The organism is Ilumatobacter sp., from assembly GCF_046290335.1.
Taxonomy (GTDB): domain Bacteria; phylum Actinomycetota; class Acidimicrobiia; order Acidimicrobiales; family Ilumatobacteraceae; genus Ilumatobacter_A.
Window position 1 is genome coordinate 623,409 of sequence record NZ_JBKAGH010000003.1, and the last position, 16,434, is coordinate 639,842.

Genomic DNA, 16,434 nt, shown 5'->3' on the forward strand with positions numbered 1-16,434 from the left:
CGAGCTGAGCGGTCACGCAGGTTGATGCAGTTCGATGCGGTTGCCGGACGGATCGTGGAGGAACGATTGCAGGCTGGAGCCGACGGGCGAGGGGTCGGTGACGGCGACACCGCGGGCTCGCAGTGACGCCACCGCGGCGGCGAGATCGGCGACTCGGATGGCGAAGTGCTGGCCCTTGTCGTCAGGGACGTCGACCTCGAGCAGGTGAACCTGCTGGTCTCCGACGTCGAGCCAGGCCCCCGCGAACGGGAAATCGGGACGATCGGTGCGCTCGCTCAGGCCGAGCACACGGGTGTAGAAGTCGACCGACGCCGCCGCGTCGGTGACGTTGATCGACACGTGATGCACGCCGAGCGACGTGATCGCCGGCGAGGACGGGGGCTGCATGCCCTCACTCTGGACCGCTGGTCCTCCGCTGTCAACCGACCACTCCCAACCGCCGGTGGACGGTCCGTCGAGCCGTCCCGCGAACTGTCCGTCGAGTCGTCGGTCGACATCGACGCGACGAGAGGTGATCCAACCGACCCTTCGGTGCGAACCAGCCCTGTGCCGACCGGCACACGGCTGGCGACTTCGTCGGCCGCACACGGAAACCAACGAAGGGACATCGATCGATGAACGCAGTTACCGAACGAACGGGGAGGTGGAAGCCGGCGGTCGCGTTCGGAGCGAGCGTGGCGATGCTGGCCACCATCGCCGTCGTCCAGACCGGGCCCACCGGCCTCTCCGCGTCGAGCCACCGAGAGGCCCCGCTGATCGCCGGCGACCCTCGCGCCGACAACACCGACGTCTATGCCTTCGTCAGCCCTGACGATCCGGACACGGTGACGATGATCGCGAGTTGGCTGCCGTTCGCCGAACCGAACGGGGGGCCGAACTTCTACCCCTGGGCCGAAGACACTCGATACAACATCAACATCGACCACGACGGCGATGCCGTTGCCGATCTCGTCTACACGTGGACGTTCACCACGATCACCAAGGACCCCGGCCAGTTCCTCAACAACACCGGTCCGTTCGACTCGGTGACCGATCCGGAGTTGAACGTCTACCAGACGTATGACCTCGTGGTTCGCGACCTGATGGGCACACTGCTCGACGAGACCGACGACGCGGTCACACCGCTGCTGAGCGACGCGATCGCAGCGCCGTCAGCGGCGGGCTCAGCGTCGACGCCCGACTATCAGGCGCTCGTCGACGAAGCGGTCGCGTCGGGAACCGCGGGCGACCTCAGGTCGTACGCCGGTCAGTCCGACGATCCGTTCTTCCTCGATCTGCGCGTCTTCGACCTGCTCTACGGTGCCGATGCCAGCGAGGTCGGCGAAGACACGCTGGCGGGGTACAACGTCAACACGATCGCCGTGCAAGTGCCGAAGGATCTGGTGGCGCTGGGGCAGGACGCGACCGCGAATCCGGTCATCGGCGTGTGGAGCACCACCGACCGCCCGACGTCGCGCAACGCGGACGGGTCGTCGAACAGCGCCGAGTTCACGCAGGTCTCACGACTCGGGAACCCGCTCGTCAACGAGGTGGTGATCCCGCTGGCGTTGAAAGACACGTTCAACGCCGTGGATCCGACCGTCGACGCGACCGTTCCCGCCGTCGTCGAGTCGGTGACGATGCCGATCCTGCCGCCGCTCGTGTCGGCGATCTATGGCCTTCCGGTCCCGGGCGACAACAACGGAGACGGCGACAATTCGGATCCGGGCGACGAGCCACGAACCGATCTGGTGGAGATCTTCCTCCAGGGAGTCAGCGTCGCGAACGGTGGCCTCGGTGATCCCGACCAGCATCCCGCTCTCGCCGCCGACCTGAACAGTCTGGCGCTGAACGCCGGTGTGGATCAGGCCGACATCGTCCCGTCCGAGATGCTCCGTCTCAACATGGCGGTGCCGCCGACGGCGTCGCCGCAGGCGCTCGGTGTGCTCGCCGGTGACCTGCAGGGCTTCCCGAACGGTCGCCGTCTCACCGACGACGTCGTCGACATCGCCCTGCGGGTGGTCGAAGGTGCGGTCTACGAAGGCGGTGCCGACGTCAGCGCATTGGCGACGCTCGACTCCGTCGATCGCAACGACCGCGAGTTCTCCGACTCGTTCCCGTATGTGGCGCTGCCGCACCTCGACAGCGTGACCAACGGGACCGAGCGCACGCCTCGGGCACCGGAGATCGTGCAGATCGATCCGGTGCGCGTGCTCGACACTCGCGCCGCCACCCAGGTCGGCTACTCGGGGACGAAGCCCGTCGCCGGACAGCAGATCGAAGTGGACGTGAACGACGTCGTTCCCGAGGATGCCTCGGCGATCGTGGTGACGGTCTCGTCGGTCCAGACCGAGGCGAACGGATTCGTCACGGTCTACGCGGATTGTGACGACGATCTCCCGAACGCCGCGACGGTCAATCCGATCGCCGGTGGCAACATCGGCAACCTCGCGATCACCGAGGTCGGTGACGACGGCACGATCTGTGTGTTCACGTCGACGTCGACGGAGTTGATCGTCGATGTGTCGGCGTATCACCCGACCTCGTCCTCGTTCGTGCCGAATGCGCCGGAGCGGGTGCTCGAGACCCGAGCCAACGTCGCAGGCGGCCCGGTCGGCTTCAGCGGTGCAACGCCATCGGCCGACGACGTCGTCGTCGTCGAAGTGACCGGAACGCCGGGTGCCGCGCTCCCCGACGACGTCGATGCCGTCGTGTTGAACGTGACGTCGATCGGTGCCGACGGCACCGGCTTCGTCACCGCCTACCCCTGTGACGAGGACCGCCCGGTGACGGCGAACCTCAACATGCCCGGTGGTGACGTGCGCGGCAACCTGCTCGTCTCGAAGGTCTCCGCCGACGGGACGGTCTGCTTGTACACGACCGTCGGGACCGAGCTGGTCGCCGACCTGCAAGGCTCGTACCCGGCGGGATCCGGCTACGTCGCCGTCGTGCCCGAACGGTTGCTCGAGACGCGCGCCGGTGTCGCCGGTGGACGCATCGGCTACAGCGGTGACAAGCCCATCGCGGGCGAACTCATCGAGGTGCGAGTCACCGGAACCGGAAGCACCATGGTCCCAGCCGGCGCCGGCACGGTGTACCTGAACCTCGCGGCCATCCAGGCCGAGACGAACGGGTACTTCGCGGTGTTCGAGTGTGGCACGACGCAGCCGGAGACGGCGAGCGGTGTCTACTCGGCAGGTGTCAACAACTCGATGCTGGTTGCAGCGTCGGTCGGCGACAGCGGACGAGTGTGCGTCTACACCTCGGCGGCGGCGCACATCACCGCCGACGTCATGGGGTTCTTCCCGAACACGCAGTTGGTCGGGAACTGACCTCACCCTGAGCCGTCGCAACGGCATGGGTCGGTGTCGGCGAGTCATCTCGATTCGCCGACACCGGCCCGGCGCTCCCGCATCGCCTGCATGTGCGGAGCCCCGATCTCGTCCTGGCGCGGCCGGCCGCTCGTCGGCCTTGCCGTCCATCTCCCCGCCGACGTTCCCGTCCATCACCGTCATCTCGTCCATCACCGTCATCTCGTCCATCACCGTCATCTCGTCCGATCACCTGACCCCAGCGGAGCCTCATCATGAGCATTGCGACCGAACCCGAACTCGAACCCGATCTCGAACATCATCCCGACCGCCCTGCTCGGCGCTCTGCCCGCCGTCTCGTCGCGGTCGGTGTGCTGCTGGCCCTCGTGCTGCTGACGGCGAGCGCGCTGGGTCTGGTTCGCTTCGATGCGACGAGCGACCTGGACGGCACGGCGACGGTGGTGGGGCCGGCCGCTGCCGTCGTCGCCACACAGGTGAGTTCGCCGGTGAATCCGTCGCCCGACACGCTCGACGAACTCATCGAGTCGTTGCAGCTGCGGCTCGATCGAATCCCCGCTGACACGACCGCCTGGGCCACCCTCGGGCTGGCCTATGTGCAGCAAGCGAAGGTGACGGTGAACCCGGCGTTCTACGCCCTGGCCGACGGGGCGCTCACCGAGTCGCTGGAGCGGTCCGTCGCGCAGGGCCCCGCCGACGACAACTTCCTCGTGCACGCAGGACTCTCGGCGCTCGCCTCGGCCCGTCACGACTTCGTCGCGGCACGCGACCACGCTCGACGCGGTCTGGGGATCAACGACTTCAGCGCGATCCTCCACGGTGCGCTCAGCGACGCCGAACTCCAACTCGGCAACTATCCCGCTGCGTTCGCGGCGATCGATCGGATGATCGAGCTGTCGCCCGACACGGCATCGTTCGCACGAGCGTCCTACGCCGCCGAACTGCGCGGCGACGCACCGCTCGCCGAAGCATGGATGACCGATGCGCTCGAGGCGGCACCGACGCCGACGGATCGAGCGTTCGCCCTCTTCCATCTCGGCGAGCTCGCCTTCGACGATGGCCGGCCCGGCGATGCGCTCGACCTCTACAACGAAGCCCGTCGAGCAGCACCGTCGGATCCGGCAGCGCTCGCCGGCAAGGCCAAGGCCGAGGCGGCGCTCGGCCAGGTCGAAACCGCCCTCGACCACTACGCGCAGCTCGTCGAGCAAGCTCCCGACCCGGCGTACCTCGCGGCGTACGGCATCCTGCTCGAGTCGTTGGGACGCAGCGACGAAGCAGCAGCGCAGTTCGCGATCGTGGACGCGACGCGAGCGTTGTTCGCCGACAACGGCGTGCAACTCGATGCCGGTCCGATCCTGTTCGAGGCCGACCACGGCGACGTCGACACCGCCCTGGCGGCCGCCGAAACCGGAGTGGCGGCGCATCCGTTCCTGGCGATGCACGATGCGCACGCCTGGGCGCTGCATCGGTCGGGCCGCCACGTCGAGGCGTTGGCCGCCGCGGAACGAGCGGCTGCCACGGGGTATCGGCACGCGTCGTTCCTCTTCCATTCCGGGATGATCAAGGAGGCGCTGGGCGACGCCGACGGCGCGATCGCCGACCTGACGGCCGCCCTCGAACTCAATCCGTACTTCGATCCGCTCTCGGCGCCCGTCGCGGTTGCAACGCTCGCTGACCTGACCGACTCGACGGACCGGTGAGCACGATGCCGTTCTCGCGACAAGCCCCTCGACGCGGGCCACGACGAGCATCACGACGAGCATCGCGACGGGCATCGCGATCTGGGTGGATGATCATCATCAGCGCACTCGTGTTCCTGTTGGCGGTGCCGTCCGCCGCCTCGGCGCATCCGCTCGGCAACTTCAGCGTCAACCGGCTGCACAGCTTGACGATCTCGTCCGACCGCATCGTCGACGACCTCGTCATCGACGCCGCCGAGATCCCGACCGCGCAGCTTCGATCCGCCGTCGATGCCGACGGCAACGGTGACGTCGATGCAGCAGAACGTGCGGCGTATGCCGAGATCCGCTGTGCGTCCGTCGCGTCGGAACTCACCCTGTTCGTCGATGCCGTCGCGGCCCGACTCACCCCGATCTCGTCGACCTTCGTGCTGGAGCCGGGCGAGGCCGGGCTCGACACCAGCCGCCTCGACTGCCGCCTCGAAGCGAGCGTCGACCTCGCAGTGGGGTCGACGGCCTCACCGGTGGCAGTCGCGTTCGCCGACACCGACGACAGTGGCAGAGTGGGCTGGAACGAGATCAACGCGATCGGTGACGGGGTGACGTTGGTCGGCTCTCCCGTTCCGACGTCGAGCGTGACCGACGGCTTGCGGACCTATCCGGTCGACCTGCTCGAGTCGCCGCTGGACGTCCGCTCGGTGACGCTCTCCGTCGACCCGAGCGGCGCCACGCCGGAGCGCATCTCCGACGCGTCGGATGGCGCCGGCGCCGATGGCTCGGGGGCAGCGTCGGCTCGGGGCGACCTCGTCGAGGCCCGTCCTGGCGTCTTCGACGGCACCGTCGGCCGAGTGCAGGATGCCTTCGACGATCTCGTCGGACGGCGCGACCTGACGCCGGGCATCGGCCTGCTCGCCCTCGGCTTGGCGCTCGTTCTCGGCGCTTCGCATGCGTTGCTTCCCGGACACGGCAAGACGGTGATGGCCGCCTACATCGCCGGACGGCAGGGTTCCACGCGTGACGCCGTCATCGTCGGCGCGACGGTGACCGCGACGCACACCGGCGGGGTGCTGTTGCTCGGTACCGCGCTCACCGTGTCGAGTTCGCTGGCCGGCGAGGGCGTGCTGGCGTGGCTCGGGGTGATCAGCGGACTCCTCATCGCCGCGCTCGGCGTCGGCCTGCTGGTCAGCGCGGTCCGCCACCGAGACGTGGGCTTCTTCGGGCACGGCCACCATCACGGCCCCGGCGGTCACTCCCACGGCCCGGCTGGTCATTCGCACGGTTCTGCCGGTCATGCGCATGGCCCAGCTGGCCATTCGCACGGGCCGGCTGGTCATGTGCACGTCCATCACTCCACGGGCGGTGGGGTCGCGCTGCTCGAACCCGAGACGGTCGTCGCCGCGCCGGATGTGCACGTCGACCATGACCATGACCATGACCATGACCATGACCATGACCATGACCATGACCAGCCTGGTCGTGATCGCACGACGACGGTGTCTCGGCGGGGACTGGTGGGGATGGGCGTCGCCGGTGGGCTCGTGCCGAGTCCGTCGGCGCTCATCATCCTCTTGTCGGCGATCGCGCTCGGACGAACCTGGTTCGGCGTGCTCCTCGTCGTCGGCTACGGCCTCGGCATGGCGATGACGCTGACCGCGGCGGGCATCCTGCTCGTGACGTTCCGTGATCGAGCGCAGCGGTTCGTCGCCGCCGGCGGGGGCCGACTCGCGTCGATCGGCCGCCGGTGGTCGGCGGCGATGCCGCACGCCACCGCGCTGCTCGTGCTCGTGGTCGGCGTCGGCCTGGCCCTGCGAGGCCTCGCCGACGTCTGAGGTCGACCGCAATGTGAGCGGGATGCCGCGTCGAGCGCGCAGTACGTTCGAATGCGTGACCGTCGATCCCCGCTACGACACCATCGGACACGGCTACTCGACCACCCGCCGCGAGGACCCGCGACTGCGCGAGCGCATCGAGGCCGCTCTGGGCGACAGCCGGACGCTCGTGAACGTCGGAGCGGGCACCGGTTCCTACGAGCCGAGTGACCGCCATGTGATCGCGATCGAGCCCAGCGACGTCATGGCAGATCAGCGGTCAGCCGACCTCGCACCAGCGTTGCGGGGAACGGCCGCCCCGCTTCCCCTACGAGACGGCACCGTCGATGCAGCGATGGCCGTCCTCACCGTTCACCACTGGGATGCAGAGCAGGAGGTCGGCGTGCGTGAGCTTCGCCGAGTTGCGCGCGGCCCGGTCGTCATCGTGACCTACGACCCGGATGTCTGCGCCACGATGTGGCTGTACCGCGACTACCTTCCGGAGGCCGCAGCGCTCGACCGGGCGACCTTTCCGCGAATCGACGATCTCACGATGTGGCTCGGTGGCACCGTGGCCGTCGAACCGGTTCTGAACGCTCGAGACACGCCCGACTGGACGCTTGGTTCGTTCTGGGCTCACCCCGAACGTGTTCTCGACGGGGCGGCGCGCCGTGCGACATCGGCATTCGCTCGGATGGAGCCGGCGGTACTGCACCGTGTGGTTGCGGCGGTCGACAGCGACCTCCGAGACGGCACGTGGGACCGACGCAACGGCGAGCTTCGCGACCTCGCCGAGTACGACGTCGGTATGCGGCTGATCGTCGCGCGGCGCTGACCACACGCCCGCAGGCATCTCGTCGACGGGGCCGCGCCGCACCCAGAACGACCTGCGGCGCCGCGCCCAGTCACGTGGCGTTCGGATGCGCACTTCCTCGGCTGGCGTCGATCTCCCTGATGCCAGGCGCGGACAGATCCGGGCGCCCAGCGTGGGGCCGGCGGTGTGACAACTCGGGCTACAGGGTGAGTTCGTAGACGTCGTCGTGGGCGTGTCGGAAGCCGATGCGCTCGAGGTACTTGCGGTGCGTGTCGGTCGAGCCGTGACTGCGGAGCACGTCGATGCCGTCGTGGCGGAACACGCCGGCGCCGGGTCCGAACAGCCACTGGCCGAGGCGCGAGTCGCGATAGGGCCCGAGGACGTAGTCGAGGTCGACGGTGAGTGTCGTACCGACGCGCCGACCGATCAGCAAACCGGCCGGCAACCCGTCACGCGTCAACAGCCACGACTCCGCGAACGGCGCGCGGTCGGCGGAACCGGCGACGTGATCACCGTGATCCCCGGCACCGGCACCGGCGGGGTCGCGGTCACCGGAAGCGTCGCGGTCAGCAGGGAGTGTGAAGTCGGGTTGGAAGCGGTGGATGTCGTCGAGGTGGAACGCCACGAAGTCGCGCAGGAACGGCGAGTCGATGCGGATGCGGGAGGCGCCGAGTCCGACGCCGCGGTCGCTGTCGGGCGCGAACTCCTTGCGGAGGAACCAGACGTTGATGCACGCGATCAGTGCATTGGTGACGATGATCGGCACCGAGTCGATGAGGACCCCGTACACCACGAACGTGACGGACCCGACGAGCGAGATGATCCGCAACCGCACGACCGAGGTCATCGTGAGCGAGGTGACCACCAGCGCCGAGGCCAGATAGCCGACGAGTTCGGATCCGCTGAGTTCGAACACGTCGGCACCGTAGCCGGGCGGTGACCGTACCGACGTCGAGCCAGTCGATCCGGAGAGCCCGTCGATCTCGCTTCAATAGTTTACCGATGACTATAGTGTGGGTTCATGCGGGCGCGGTCTTCGATGTGCATCACGGCGCTCGCGGTCCTCGGCATCGTCGCGTCGTCGTGCGGCTCCGACGATGCCGCGTCGACCGACAGCGTCGACGTCACCGTCTTCGCAGCCGCCTCGTTGACTGCTGCGTTCACCGAGATCGGCGACGCGTTCATGGCCGACAACCCCGATGTGAACGTGGTCGTCAACTTCGCCGGCTCGTCAGCACTCGTCACCCAGATCCGCGAAGGCGCGCCGGCCGACGTGTTCGCGTCCGCAGACCAGAGCAACATGTCGAAACTGGTCGAAGCGGGCGACAACGCCACCGAGCCGGTCGTGTTCACGACCAACCTCGCCCAGATCGTCGTGGACGGTGGGAACCCGCTGAGGATCACCGAGGTCGCCGACCTGGCCGACGATGATGTGATCGTCGTGCAGTGCGCTCCCGAGGTCCCTTGCGGCAACTACGCCGAGCAGGTCGTCGCCAACGCCAGGGTCGCGGTGACGCCTCGATCGTTCGAGGAGAACGTGAAGGGCGTGGTGACGAAGGTGTCGCTCGGGGAGGCCGACGCCGGGATCGTCTACGTGACCGACGTGATCGCAGCGGGCGACGCCGTCGACGGCGTGGAGATCCGTGGCGACGTCAATGTGATCGCGCAGTACCCGATCGCCGTCACGGCCGACGCGCCGAATCCCGACGGCGCGCAGGCGTTCGTCGAGTTCGTCCTCGGTGAGCAGGGGCAGGCGATCCTCGCAAGCCACGGGTTCGTCGGCCCGTGAGCGAGCGTCGTCGACGAGGCAGGCGTACGAGCCTGCCGTGGCCGGTGCTCGTCCTGGCGATCGTGGCCGTGCTGTTCTTCGCGCTGCCACTGCTCGGGCTGGTGTGGCGGGCACCGTGGTCGAACGCGTGGGGATACCTGACCGACGACGACGCGCTCACCGCCCTGCGGTTGTCGATGATCTGCTCGCTGTGGGCGACCGCCCTGTCGGTCGTGTTCGGGGTGCCGCTGGCCTGGATGCTCGCCCGCGTCGACTTCCCGGGGAGATCCGCGGTGCGGGCGTTGACGACACTGTCGATGGTGCTTCCTCCCGTCGTCGGCGGCGTCGCGCTGTTCTTCGCATTGGGTCGGCGCGGCATCGTCGGGCAGTACCTCGATCGGTGGTTCGACATCACGCTGCCGTTCACCACCGCCGGTGTCGTCGTCGCGCAGACCTTCGTCGCGATGCCGTTCCTCGTGATCACCGTCGAGGCATCGCTGCGTCAGCTCGACCTTCGGTTCGAGGACGCGTCGCGCACGCTCGGCGCATCGCGTTGGTACACGTTCCGGCGGGTGACGCTGCCGGCGATCCGCCCGGCGTTGGTCGCCGGCGCGGTGCTCGCCTGGGCGCGAGCGTTGGGAGAGTTCGGCGCGACGATCACGTTCGCCGGCAACTTCCCCGGGACGACACAGACGATGCCGCTGTCGGTCTACCTCTCGCTCGAGACGAACCCGGAGGAGGCGATCGTGCTCGCGCTGGTGCTCATCGCGATCTCCTTCGCCGTGCTCGTCGGGCTTCGCGACCGCTGGTTCGGAGGCTCCCTCCGGTCCACTCCCGTGCCCGCGGTCGCTGCGCCATGAGCCTGTCCGCTCGCCTCGCGTTGCGCCTCGGCACGCTCGACCTGCGCGCCGACCTCGAGGTGCAGCCGGGCGAGTTGCTCGCGCTGCTCGGCCCCAACGGTGCGGGCAAGAGCACGGTGCTGCGCTGTCTCGCCGGGTTGGCGTCGATCGACGACGGTCGCATCGCGCTCGACGGAATCGTGCTCGACCAGGTCGCGGGCGACAGCGAGCTGGAGCATGTCGCCAGCGACATCTTCGTCGAGCCCGAGGACCGCCCGATCGGGGTCGTCTTCCAGGACTACCTGCTGTTCGAGCACATGAGCGTGCTGGAGAACGTCGCCTACGGGCTGCGCTCCCGCAAGGTGGCCAAAGCCGACGCTCGTCGCCGCGCCGCCGAGTGGCTCGACCGCGTCGGGCTGAGCGAGTACGCCGCCGCTCGTCCGCCGGCGCTGTCGGGTGGCCAGGCGCAGCGGGTCGCGCTCGCTCGCGCGTTGGCCACCGACCCTCGGCTGCTCCTGCTCGACGAACCGCTGGCTGCGCTCGACGTCGGCACGCGGGCCAGCGTGCGGCGCGATCTTCGTCACCACCTCGAGTCGTTCGAGGGGATTCGGATCCTCGTCACGCACGACCCGGTCGACGCGTACGCCCTCGCCGATCGCGTCGCGATACTCGATGCCGGCCGCATCGTGCAGTCGGGCACGCTCGCCGAGGTCACCGCCCACCCCCGCTCGCGATATGTCGCCGATCTCGTCGGCGTCAACCTCGTCACCGGACGGGTGGACGATGGCGTCCTCGTCACCGACGCGAACGCGAAGGTCGTCGTCGCCGATGCTGCGCCGGGGCCGTCGTTCGCAGTGATCCGACCGCGGTCGATCTCCCTCGTCCGCGACCTGCCGCGCGGCACGAGCGCGCGCAACGCGTGGCATGGCACCATCGTCGACGTCGATCGACTCGGTGATCGGGTGCGTGTCGGGATCGACGGCCCGTTGCCGCTGACGGCCGAGATCACCGTCGATGCGCTCGCCGCGCTCGAGCTTCGGCCGGGCGACGAGATCCACGCGACCGCCAAAGCCACCGACATCGAGGTGTACCCGGCCTAGGGAGACGCGTCGCGGCTCGACGAGTGCCGGTCGGCCGAGTGAGAGCTGCGACGATGGGGACGTGGCACGAACCCGCGACGACGACCTGTTGCTCGGCGAGTGGGCGTGTCTCGGCATCTTGTACCCGGCGCCGAGTCATGGCTTCGCGATCGCCGGGCGACTCAAGCCGAGCGGCGACGTCGGGCGTGTCTGGTCGCTGTCGCGGGCGCTGACGTACCGCTCGATCGAACAGCTCACCGTCCGCGGGTACGTGGAACCGGTGGGCGAAGAACCCGGGATCGCCGGCGGCAACCGCACGATCCTGGCGGCGACCCGCTCGGGGCGGGCACAGCTTCGGCGATGGCTGGCGACGCCCGTGGAGCACCTCCGCGATCTCCGCAGCGAGCTGTTGCTCAAGATGATCGTCGCCGACGTGTGCCGCATCGACATCACGGCGATGCTCGTCGCGCAGCGCGACCACATCGCCGAGCTGTCGAACGTGATCGCAGCGCAGGTCGACGACGAGCCCGGCGACGCCGTGCTGCTCTGGCGATCGGAGTTCTCCGATGCTGCGCTGCGTTTCCTCGACCGCGTGATCGCCGCCGCGCACCCCGTCGCCCCGTGACCCCGAAGCTCGCGACGATGGCGGCGTTCGTGGTTGCGGCGGTGCGGATGGTCGTGCTGGTCACGCGCGAGCAGCGGCATCGTTCGGCCGGCTCGCCGCGGCGATCCGCTCGCTGACCGCGACGGCGGCGGCGGCACGGTTGTCGACGCCGAGAACTCGGAAGATCGCTTCGAGGTGCTTCTTCACGGTGCCTTCGGAGATCCCGAGAGAGCGGGCCAGGGCGCCGTTGGAGGCGCCGGTCCGGGCGAGTTGCAGGCCGATCTCGGCCTGACGTGGGGTGAGTCCGGCGTCGATGAGTGGCGTCGTGTCGGTGGGTTCTGCGCTCAGTGGTCGCACGAGGAGCACGGCCGGCCCGATCGGTACCGGGTACACGACGCAGCGCCAACGGTCCGATCCGATCACCACGTCGTGTTGGTCGTGAGGAGCGTGCCGGGTGAACCGGTCCGCTCCGGTGGTCACCGAGCCGGCGTCGGGGGCGATGAGGTCGGCGATGGCGGCAGGAACGGTGTCCCCCTCGTGGAGTCCGGCCGCCCCGCCGGGAGTCGAGGATCCGACGACGACCCCATCGGAGCGAACCGTCACGACCGACCAACCGGACCGGTCGGCTTCGGTTTCCATTGCCTTGGCTCGTTCGCTGTCGTGGACCACGCGATGGTGCATCGCGAGGTGCGCTGCCAGTGCGTTGACGACCGCTCGGTCCCGATCGGAGAACTCGCCCTGAGCCGGCGTGCGGTTGAGCGCGTAACCGACGATGACGGCAGGTGGCGCAGGGAGTTGGATCACCATCTGGTACCGCAGCCCGAACGGCTCGTAGAAGGAACGGTACAACTCGGTCTCGGCGAAGCCGTCGGCGGCGGGGACATCGCAGAAGCGGAGGGCACCTCCCAGCGGCGTCATCTGCGCATGTGTGATCAGCGGGTGCTGGTGAAACCAGCGGTCGTACGCCGGTTTGAGTCGTTCCGCGAGCGCCTCGTCCTGTGGCGGAGCGATCACGTACCGGAAGTCGCCCGAGGCCAGCGCCATGTCGTTGAACGACGCGCTCTGGCTGGGCACGACCTCGCGCAGGAGATCGCAGACGGTGGCGAACGACGGTGGGGGATCGGCAGCGAGTTGCTCGGCCAGCACGAGCACGGCATGGAGGTCGGCCGCGTCGAGGCTCACTCCCGTCACCCTACGTCGATCGACGTGTCACCTTACGTCGATCGACGTATGGCATGCCCGAGGCGAGAGGAGGAACCTGGAGCGATGCGCTCGCTCCGTCGTCTCGTCCGCCAGTGCGATCATCCGTCCGTCGGTCGTGGTGGCATGCCGAGGGCGTTCGTCGTCGCGGTGGCCGCAGCAGCGCTGTTCGTCGGGTGTTCGTCGAGCGACGAATCCGCCGGCGACACCGCTGCCGCTCCCGAGCCGGTCGGCGAGCCGGCTGAGCCCGCAGACGATGTTGTCGACCCCGGCGTCGGGGAGGCCTCCCTCGACGACGCCGCAGCGCAGCCGCCGGACGAGGAGCCTGCCGACGCCGCAAGCCGCGTGATGACCATCTCCACCGACCTCGGAGAGTCGTGGACGACCGAGGTGTTCAGCTGCAGCTACACCCCCGACGAGACTGGACCGTTCGCGCAGCTCTGGGCGGCTTCGGCGACGTTGGATCCCGATGGCCAGCTCACGCTGTTCGAAGCCAATCCCCCCGATCCCGCCGACGACGGCACGGTGATCGTCGGGGATCTGGTCGACGACGCGGCGGGCAAGTTCTACGTCGCCATCGAGGCATCGGCCGTCTCCGACGGGTCCACGTTGACGATCACGGTCGGGATGCACGACAGCCCGCTCAAGGTCGTCGGGGACCCGATCGATCTCACCGCGACGGTGACCTGCCCGCTCTGAGTCAGCCGCCGTCGGGCTCGCCGGAAAATTTCGCTCGGTCCGGGAACCGACGGGGCACGGCCGACGTCTCATCCACACCTCGCCGCAACGGTTGCGGCAGATGTGAACAGGAGACAACTCGAGATGAAGTCGCGTAGGAATTCTCAGCGGATCTCGGCACTCTCGGTGGCGCTGGTCCTTGCGGGTGTCGGGATGACGGCGTGCGGTTCGGACGAACCGGGTGCCGACCCGGTCGACTCGGCGGTGACGTCGACGGTCGACGAGGCGAGCGATGAGACCGGGGCTGGCGAGGACGGCGACGAGACCGGCGCGGGCGAGGATGGAGAGGAGTCCGGTGTCGAGCCTCGGGTCGTCTCGGCGGAGGAAGGCGTCGCCGCCCGCGGCCGTCAGGCCCAGTTCGGTGCGGTGTCGGACGGCCGGGTCGGTGCCGAAGCCGCGTCGGCGGACTCGACGATGGTCGCCGACGAGTGTGGGGTCTACGAGCCCACGCAGGAGGACATCGACGCGGCCAACGCCGAGTCGGAGGCACTGGCCGCCGAACTCGATCGGTTCGGCATCGTCTACGAACGCTCGACCGACGACTTCGGATACGTGATGATCACCTACGACTACGAGGACGTCGTGGCGCAATCGGTCGTCGACAGCTATTGGAGCGTTCGCTATCCCGCCGAGCCGATCCCGCAGGAGGAACTCGATGCGGTGCGAGCCAACAACGACGTGATCGCCGCCGCACTCGACGACGCCGGAGTGGCCTACACGCGGACCACCGACGACAGCGGTTGGGAGTCGATCGAGTACGACTACGAAGATCCCGCAGCGCAGGCCGCGGTCGACGCCGCCTGGCTCGTCATCTACCCACCGGAGCCGCCCAGCCCCGAGGTACTGGCGCAGCAGGACGAGTACAACACGGAGCTGATGGCAGCCTTCGATGCTGCTGGCATCCAGTACCAGTTGGTCCAAGACGAGCTCGGGTGGGCCTGGGTCGAGTGGGACTACGAGGATCCGGCCATCGGCGAACAGGTCGCGGCGGTGTTCGACGAGCTGTACCCGCCGATCAGCGTCGACCCGATCATCGACTGCATCGCCGTGGATCCTCTCGTCGAGGAAGTCGCCGTCGAGGAAGTCGCCGTCGAGGAGGTCGCCGTCGAGGAGGTCGCGGTCGAGGAGGTCGCGGTCGACCCGGCGGAGGAACTGACCATCGAGCCCGCTCCGATCGACCGTGGATTCAGCGACGAACAGATCGCCGCCCGCGATGCCGAGGTGGCAGCGCTCGCCGCCGGCTTCGAGGCCGCTGGCGTCACCGCCGAGCTCGTCGGCGAGTCGCCATGGCAGACGGTCGTGTTCGACAGCGCCAACGAGGCCTCGGTCGCTGTGGTCGCCAGCGTCCTCGCCGCCCGCGGCTGAGGACGCCCGTCGGGTGACATCTGGTCGGTCGGCCGAGGCCGGGCGGTCGACCAGATGTCGTTCGCGCGTCGTCACCGAGGTCGGGTGACGCCGCGGAAGCGCAACGGCGCCTCGTCGAGTTCCTCCCCGTAGTGAGCGGCCCAGCCCGCGATTCGAGCGACCGCGAAGAGCGGAGTGTCGGCATCCAGGCCCGCGGCCCAGGTGAGCGCACCGAGTGCCAGGTCGACGTTCGGCAGGTGGGGCAGGGTTCGACCGACCTCCCCGATGAGCGAGTCGACCAGCGTCACCGCCTCGGGGTCCAGCGATCGGACGGCGTTCATCAACGGGGCGAAGCGAGGATCGATGCCCCGGTACACCTGATGACCGAAACCCGGAACACGTTGGCGAGATGATCGCAGCTCGGCGATCGCCGCCGCCGGGCCGTGCGCGGCGCACCGGTCGAGAAAGCGATGTGTCATCGCCGATGCCGAGCCGTGCAGGGTTCCCTCGATCGAGGCGAGACCGGAAGCGAACGCTGCGTAGGGGGTCGTTCGGGTGGACGCCGCGACGCGAACGGCCAAGGTGCTGGTGGCGAGTTCGTGGTCCGCGAGGAGCGCCAGCGCTGTGTCGACGGCGGTGACCAATTCCGATGACGGGCGAGCACGCCACGCGGCGGCCAGGCGATGGGCGTAGCCGCCTGTGCGTCGTCGAGATCCGAGGAGTGCGGGCGTCACGAGGAGGAGCCGGCGGGCGGCGGTCGGCGGGTCGTCGGTGTGGACGGCATCGAGCACGTGGGCGGCGATCGCGAGGCGGCCGATCGGCGTCGCGTCGATCGTCGCGAGACGGGCGATGGCGTCGAGGTCGTCGGTGGCGGCAGGTGGCCACGACGACCCGCTCGCGAGTTCGGCGGTCCAGAGCAGCTCCGCAATGTCCTCGAAGTGGTGACGCCCGATCAACTCGGTCACGTCGATGCCTCGGAACTCGAGGTGCGTTTCGTGCATGGTCGTCACGTCGGAGCGGATCTGCACGTCGATCGTCGGGCGTGGTCCGGGGAGCGCTCGACGCCGCTTCGCGCTCAGGCGCTCCACCTCCTCGAGGGCGAACAGCGAGGTCCGACCGTCCGCCGCCGTCGTGCGACCCAGCCGCCCCCGGCTGACGTAGGCGTAGAGGGTCGGCTTGGAGATCCCGAGGATCTCGGCGGCCTCCGTCGAGCGGATCAGTGTGCTCATACCGCCAAGATGCTCGATCGGATT

Annotated in this window: 14 protein-coding genes; 10 read left to right on the top strand and 4 right to left on the bottom strand. The window is 68.8% G+C overall.

What is annotated here, in order from left to right; all coding sequences use genetic code 11:
• Positions 1–12: 12 nt before the first annotated feature.
• Positions 13–387: a VOC family protein gene (locus tag ACE37B_RS15450; RefSeq protein ID WP_409924217.1), complete on the bottom strand. Its 375-nt coding sequence runs from the start codon at positions 385–387 to the stop codon at positions 13–15.
• A 227-nt stretch (positions 388–614) separates the two neighbouring features.
• Between ACE37B_RS15450 and ACE37B_RS15455 the strand changes: the two genes are divergently transcribed.
• From ACE37B_RS15455 to ACE37B_RS15470, 4 genes are all read left to right on the top strand, one after another.
• A complete protein-coding gene (locus ACE37B_RS15455) occupies positions 615–3,311 on the top strand; it encodes a DUF4331 domain-containing protein (protein WP_409924218.1) in 2,697 nt (898 codons plus the stop codon).
• Between the two features lie 254 nt (positions 3,312–3,565).
• Positions 3,566–5,008: a tetratricopeptide repeat protein gene (locus ACE37B_RS15460; RefSeq protein WP_409924219.1), complete on the top strand. Its 1,443-nt coding sequence runs from the start codon at positions 3,566–3,568 to the stop codon at positions 5,006–5,008.
• 89 nt (positions 5,009–5,097) lie between these two features.
• The gene (locus tag ACE37B_RS15465) at positions 5,098–6,816 is read left to right on the top strand and encodes a nickel/cobalt transporter (protein ID WP_409924220.1); all 1,719 of its coding nucleotides are present in this window, start codon (positions 5,098–5,100) and stop codon (positions 6,814–6,816) included.
• Between the two features lie 55 nt (positions 6,817–6,871).
• Positions 6,872–7,630, top strand: a complete 759-nt coding sequence (locus ACE37B_RS15470; protein ID WP_409924221.1) for a class I SAM-dependent methyltransferase — start codon at positions 6,872–6,874, stop codon at positions 7,628–7,630.
• A gap of 178 nt (positions 7,631–7,808) precedes the next feature.
• On the opposite strand, the gene ACE37B_RS15475 is transcribed toward ACE37B_RS15470, so the two are convergent.
• Complete coding sequence (locus tag ACE37B_RS15475) at positions 7,809–8,525, bottom strand: hypothetical protein (protein WP_409924222.1); 717 nt, start codon at positions 8,523–8,525, stop codon at positions 7,809–7,811.
• 105 nt (positions 8,526–8,630) lie between these two features.
• Between ACE37B_RS15475 and modA the strand changes: the two genes are divergently transcribed.
• The 4 genes from modA (at position 8,631) to ACE37B_RS15495 (ending at position 11,920) form a co-directional block, all read left to right on the top strand.
• Positions 8,631–9,398, top strand: a complete 768-nt coding sequence (gene modA, locus ACE37B_RS15480; RefSeq protein WP_409924223.1) for a molybdate ABC transporter substrate-binding protein — start codon at positions 8,631–8,633, stop codon at positions 9,396–9,398.
• Positions 9,395–10,237, top strand: a complete 843-nt coding sequence (locus ACE37B_RS15485; protein ID WP_409924224.1) for an ABC transporter permease — start codon at positions 9,395–9,397, stop codon at positions 10,235–10,237. The genes modA and ACE37B_RS15485 overlap by 4 nt, the downstream gene beginning before the upstream one ends.
• Complete coding sequence (locus ACE37B_RS15490) at positions 10,234–11,316, top strand: sulfate/molybdate ABC transporter ATP-binding protein (protein WP_409924225.1); 1,083 nt, start codon at positions 10,234–10,236, stop codon at positions 11,314–11,316. The genes ACE37B_RS15485 and ACE37B_RS15490 overlap by 4 nt, the downstream gene beginning before the upstream one ends.
• A gap of 61 nt (positions 11,317–11,377) precedes the next feature.
• A complete protein-coding gene (locus tag ACE37B_RS15495; RefSeq protein ID WP_409924226.1) occupies positions 11,378–11,920 on the top strand; it encodes a PadR family transcriptional regulator in 543 nt (180 codons plus the stop codon).
• Positions 11,921–11,980: 60 nt separating this feature from the next.
• Here the strand turns inward: ACE37B_RS15495 and ACE37B_RS15500 are convergent, their stop codons facing one another.
• Positions 11,981–13,081: a response regulator transcription factor gene (locus ACE37B_RS15500; RefSeq protein WP_409924227.1), complete on the bottom strand. Its 1,101-nt coding sequence runs from the start codon at positions 13,079–13,081 to the stop codon at positions 11,981–11,983.
• 144 nt (positions 13,082–13,225) lie between these two features.
• Between ACE37B_RS15500 and ACE37B_RS15505 the strand changes: the two genes are divergently transcribed.
• Positions 13,226–13,798: a hypothetical protein gene (locus ACE37B_RS15505; protein WP_409924228.1), complete on the top strand. Its 573-nt coding sequence runs from the start codon at positions 13,226–13,228 to the stop codon at positions 13,796–13,798.
• A gap of 123 nt (positions 13,799–13,921) precedes the next feature.
• Positions 13,922–15,202 carry a hypothetical protein gene (locus ACE37B_RS15510; RefSeq protein WP_409924229.1) on the top strand — a complete coding sequence of 427 codons (1,281 nt, stop codon included), beginning with the start codon at positions 13,922–13,924 and terminating at the stop codon, positions 15,200–15,202.
• A gap of 71 nt (positions 15,203–15,273) precedes the next feature.
• Here the strand turns inward: ACE37B_RS15510 and ACE37B_RS15515 are convergent, their stop codons facing one another.
• Positions 15,274–16,410, bottom strand: a complete 1,137-nt coding sequence (locus tag ACE37B_RS15515) for a citrate/2-methylcitrate synthase (protein WP_409924230.1) — start codon at positions 16,408–16,410, stop codon at positions 15,274–15,276.
• Between the last annotated feature and the right edge of the window lie 24 nt (positions 16,411–16,434).

What these genes read in the sequence shown, in the direction of transcription:
- ACE37B_RS15460 (WP_409924219.1), top strand. Translation starts at nt 3,566, where the DNA reads ATGAGCATTGCGACCGAACCCGAACTCGAACCCGATCTCGAACATCAT.
- ACE37B_RS15455 (WP_409924218.1), top strand. Translation starts at nt 615, where the DNA reads ATGAACGCAGTTACCGAACGAACGGGGAGGTGGAAGCCGGCGGTCGCG.
- ACE37B_RS15515 (WP_409924230.1), bottom strand. Translation starts at nt 16,410, where the DNA reads ATGAGCACACTGATCCGCTCGACGGAGGCCGCCGAGATCCTCGGGATC.
- ACE37B_RS15490 (WP_409924225.1), top strand. Translation starts at nt 10,234, where the DNA reads ATGAGCCTGTCCGCTCGCCTCGCGTTGCGCCTCGGCACGCTCGACCTG.
- ACE37B_RS15450 (WP_409924217.1), bottom strand. Translation starts at nt 387, where the DNA reads ATGCAGCCCCCGTCCTCGCCGGCGATCACGTCGCTCGGCGTGCATCAC.
- ACE37B_RS15510 (WP_409924229.1), top strand. Translation starts at nt 13,922, where the DNA reads ATGAAGTCGCGTAGGAATTCTCAGCGGATCTCGGCACTCTCGGTGGCG.
- ACE37B_RS15505 (WP_409924228.1), top strand. Translation starts at nt 13,226, where the DNA reads ATGCCGAGGGCGTTCGTCGTCGCGGTGGCCGCAGCAGCGCTGTTCGTC.
- ACE37B_RS15465 (WP_409924220.1), top strand. Translation starts at nt 5,098, where the DNA reads ATGATCATCATCAGCGCACTCGTGTTCCTGTTGGCGGTGCCGTCCGCC.
- modA (WP_409924223.1), top strand. Translation starts at nt 8,631, where the DNA reads ATGCGGGCGCGGTCTTCGATGTGCATCACGGCGCTCGCGGTCCTCGGC.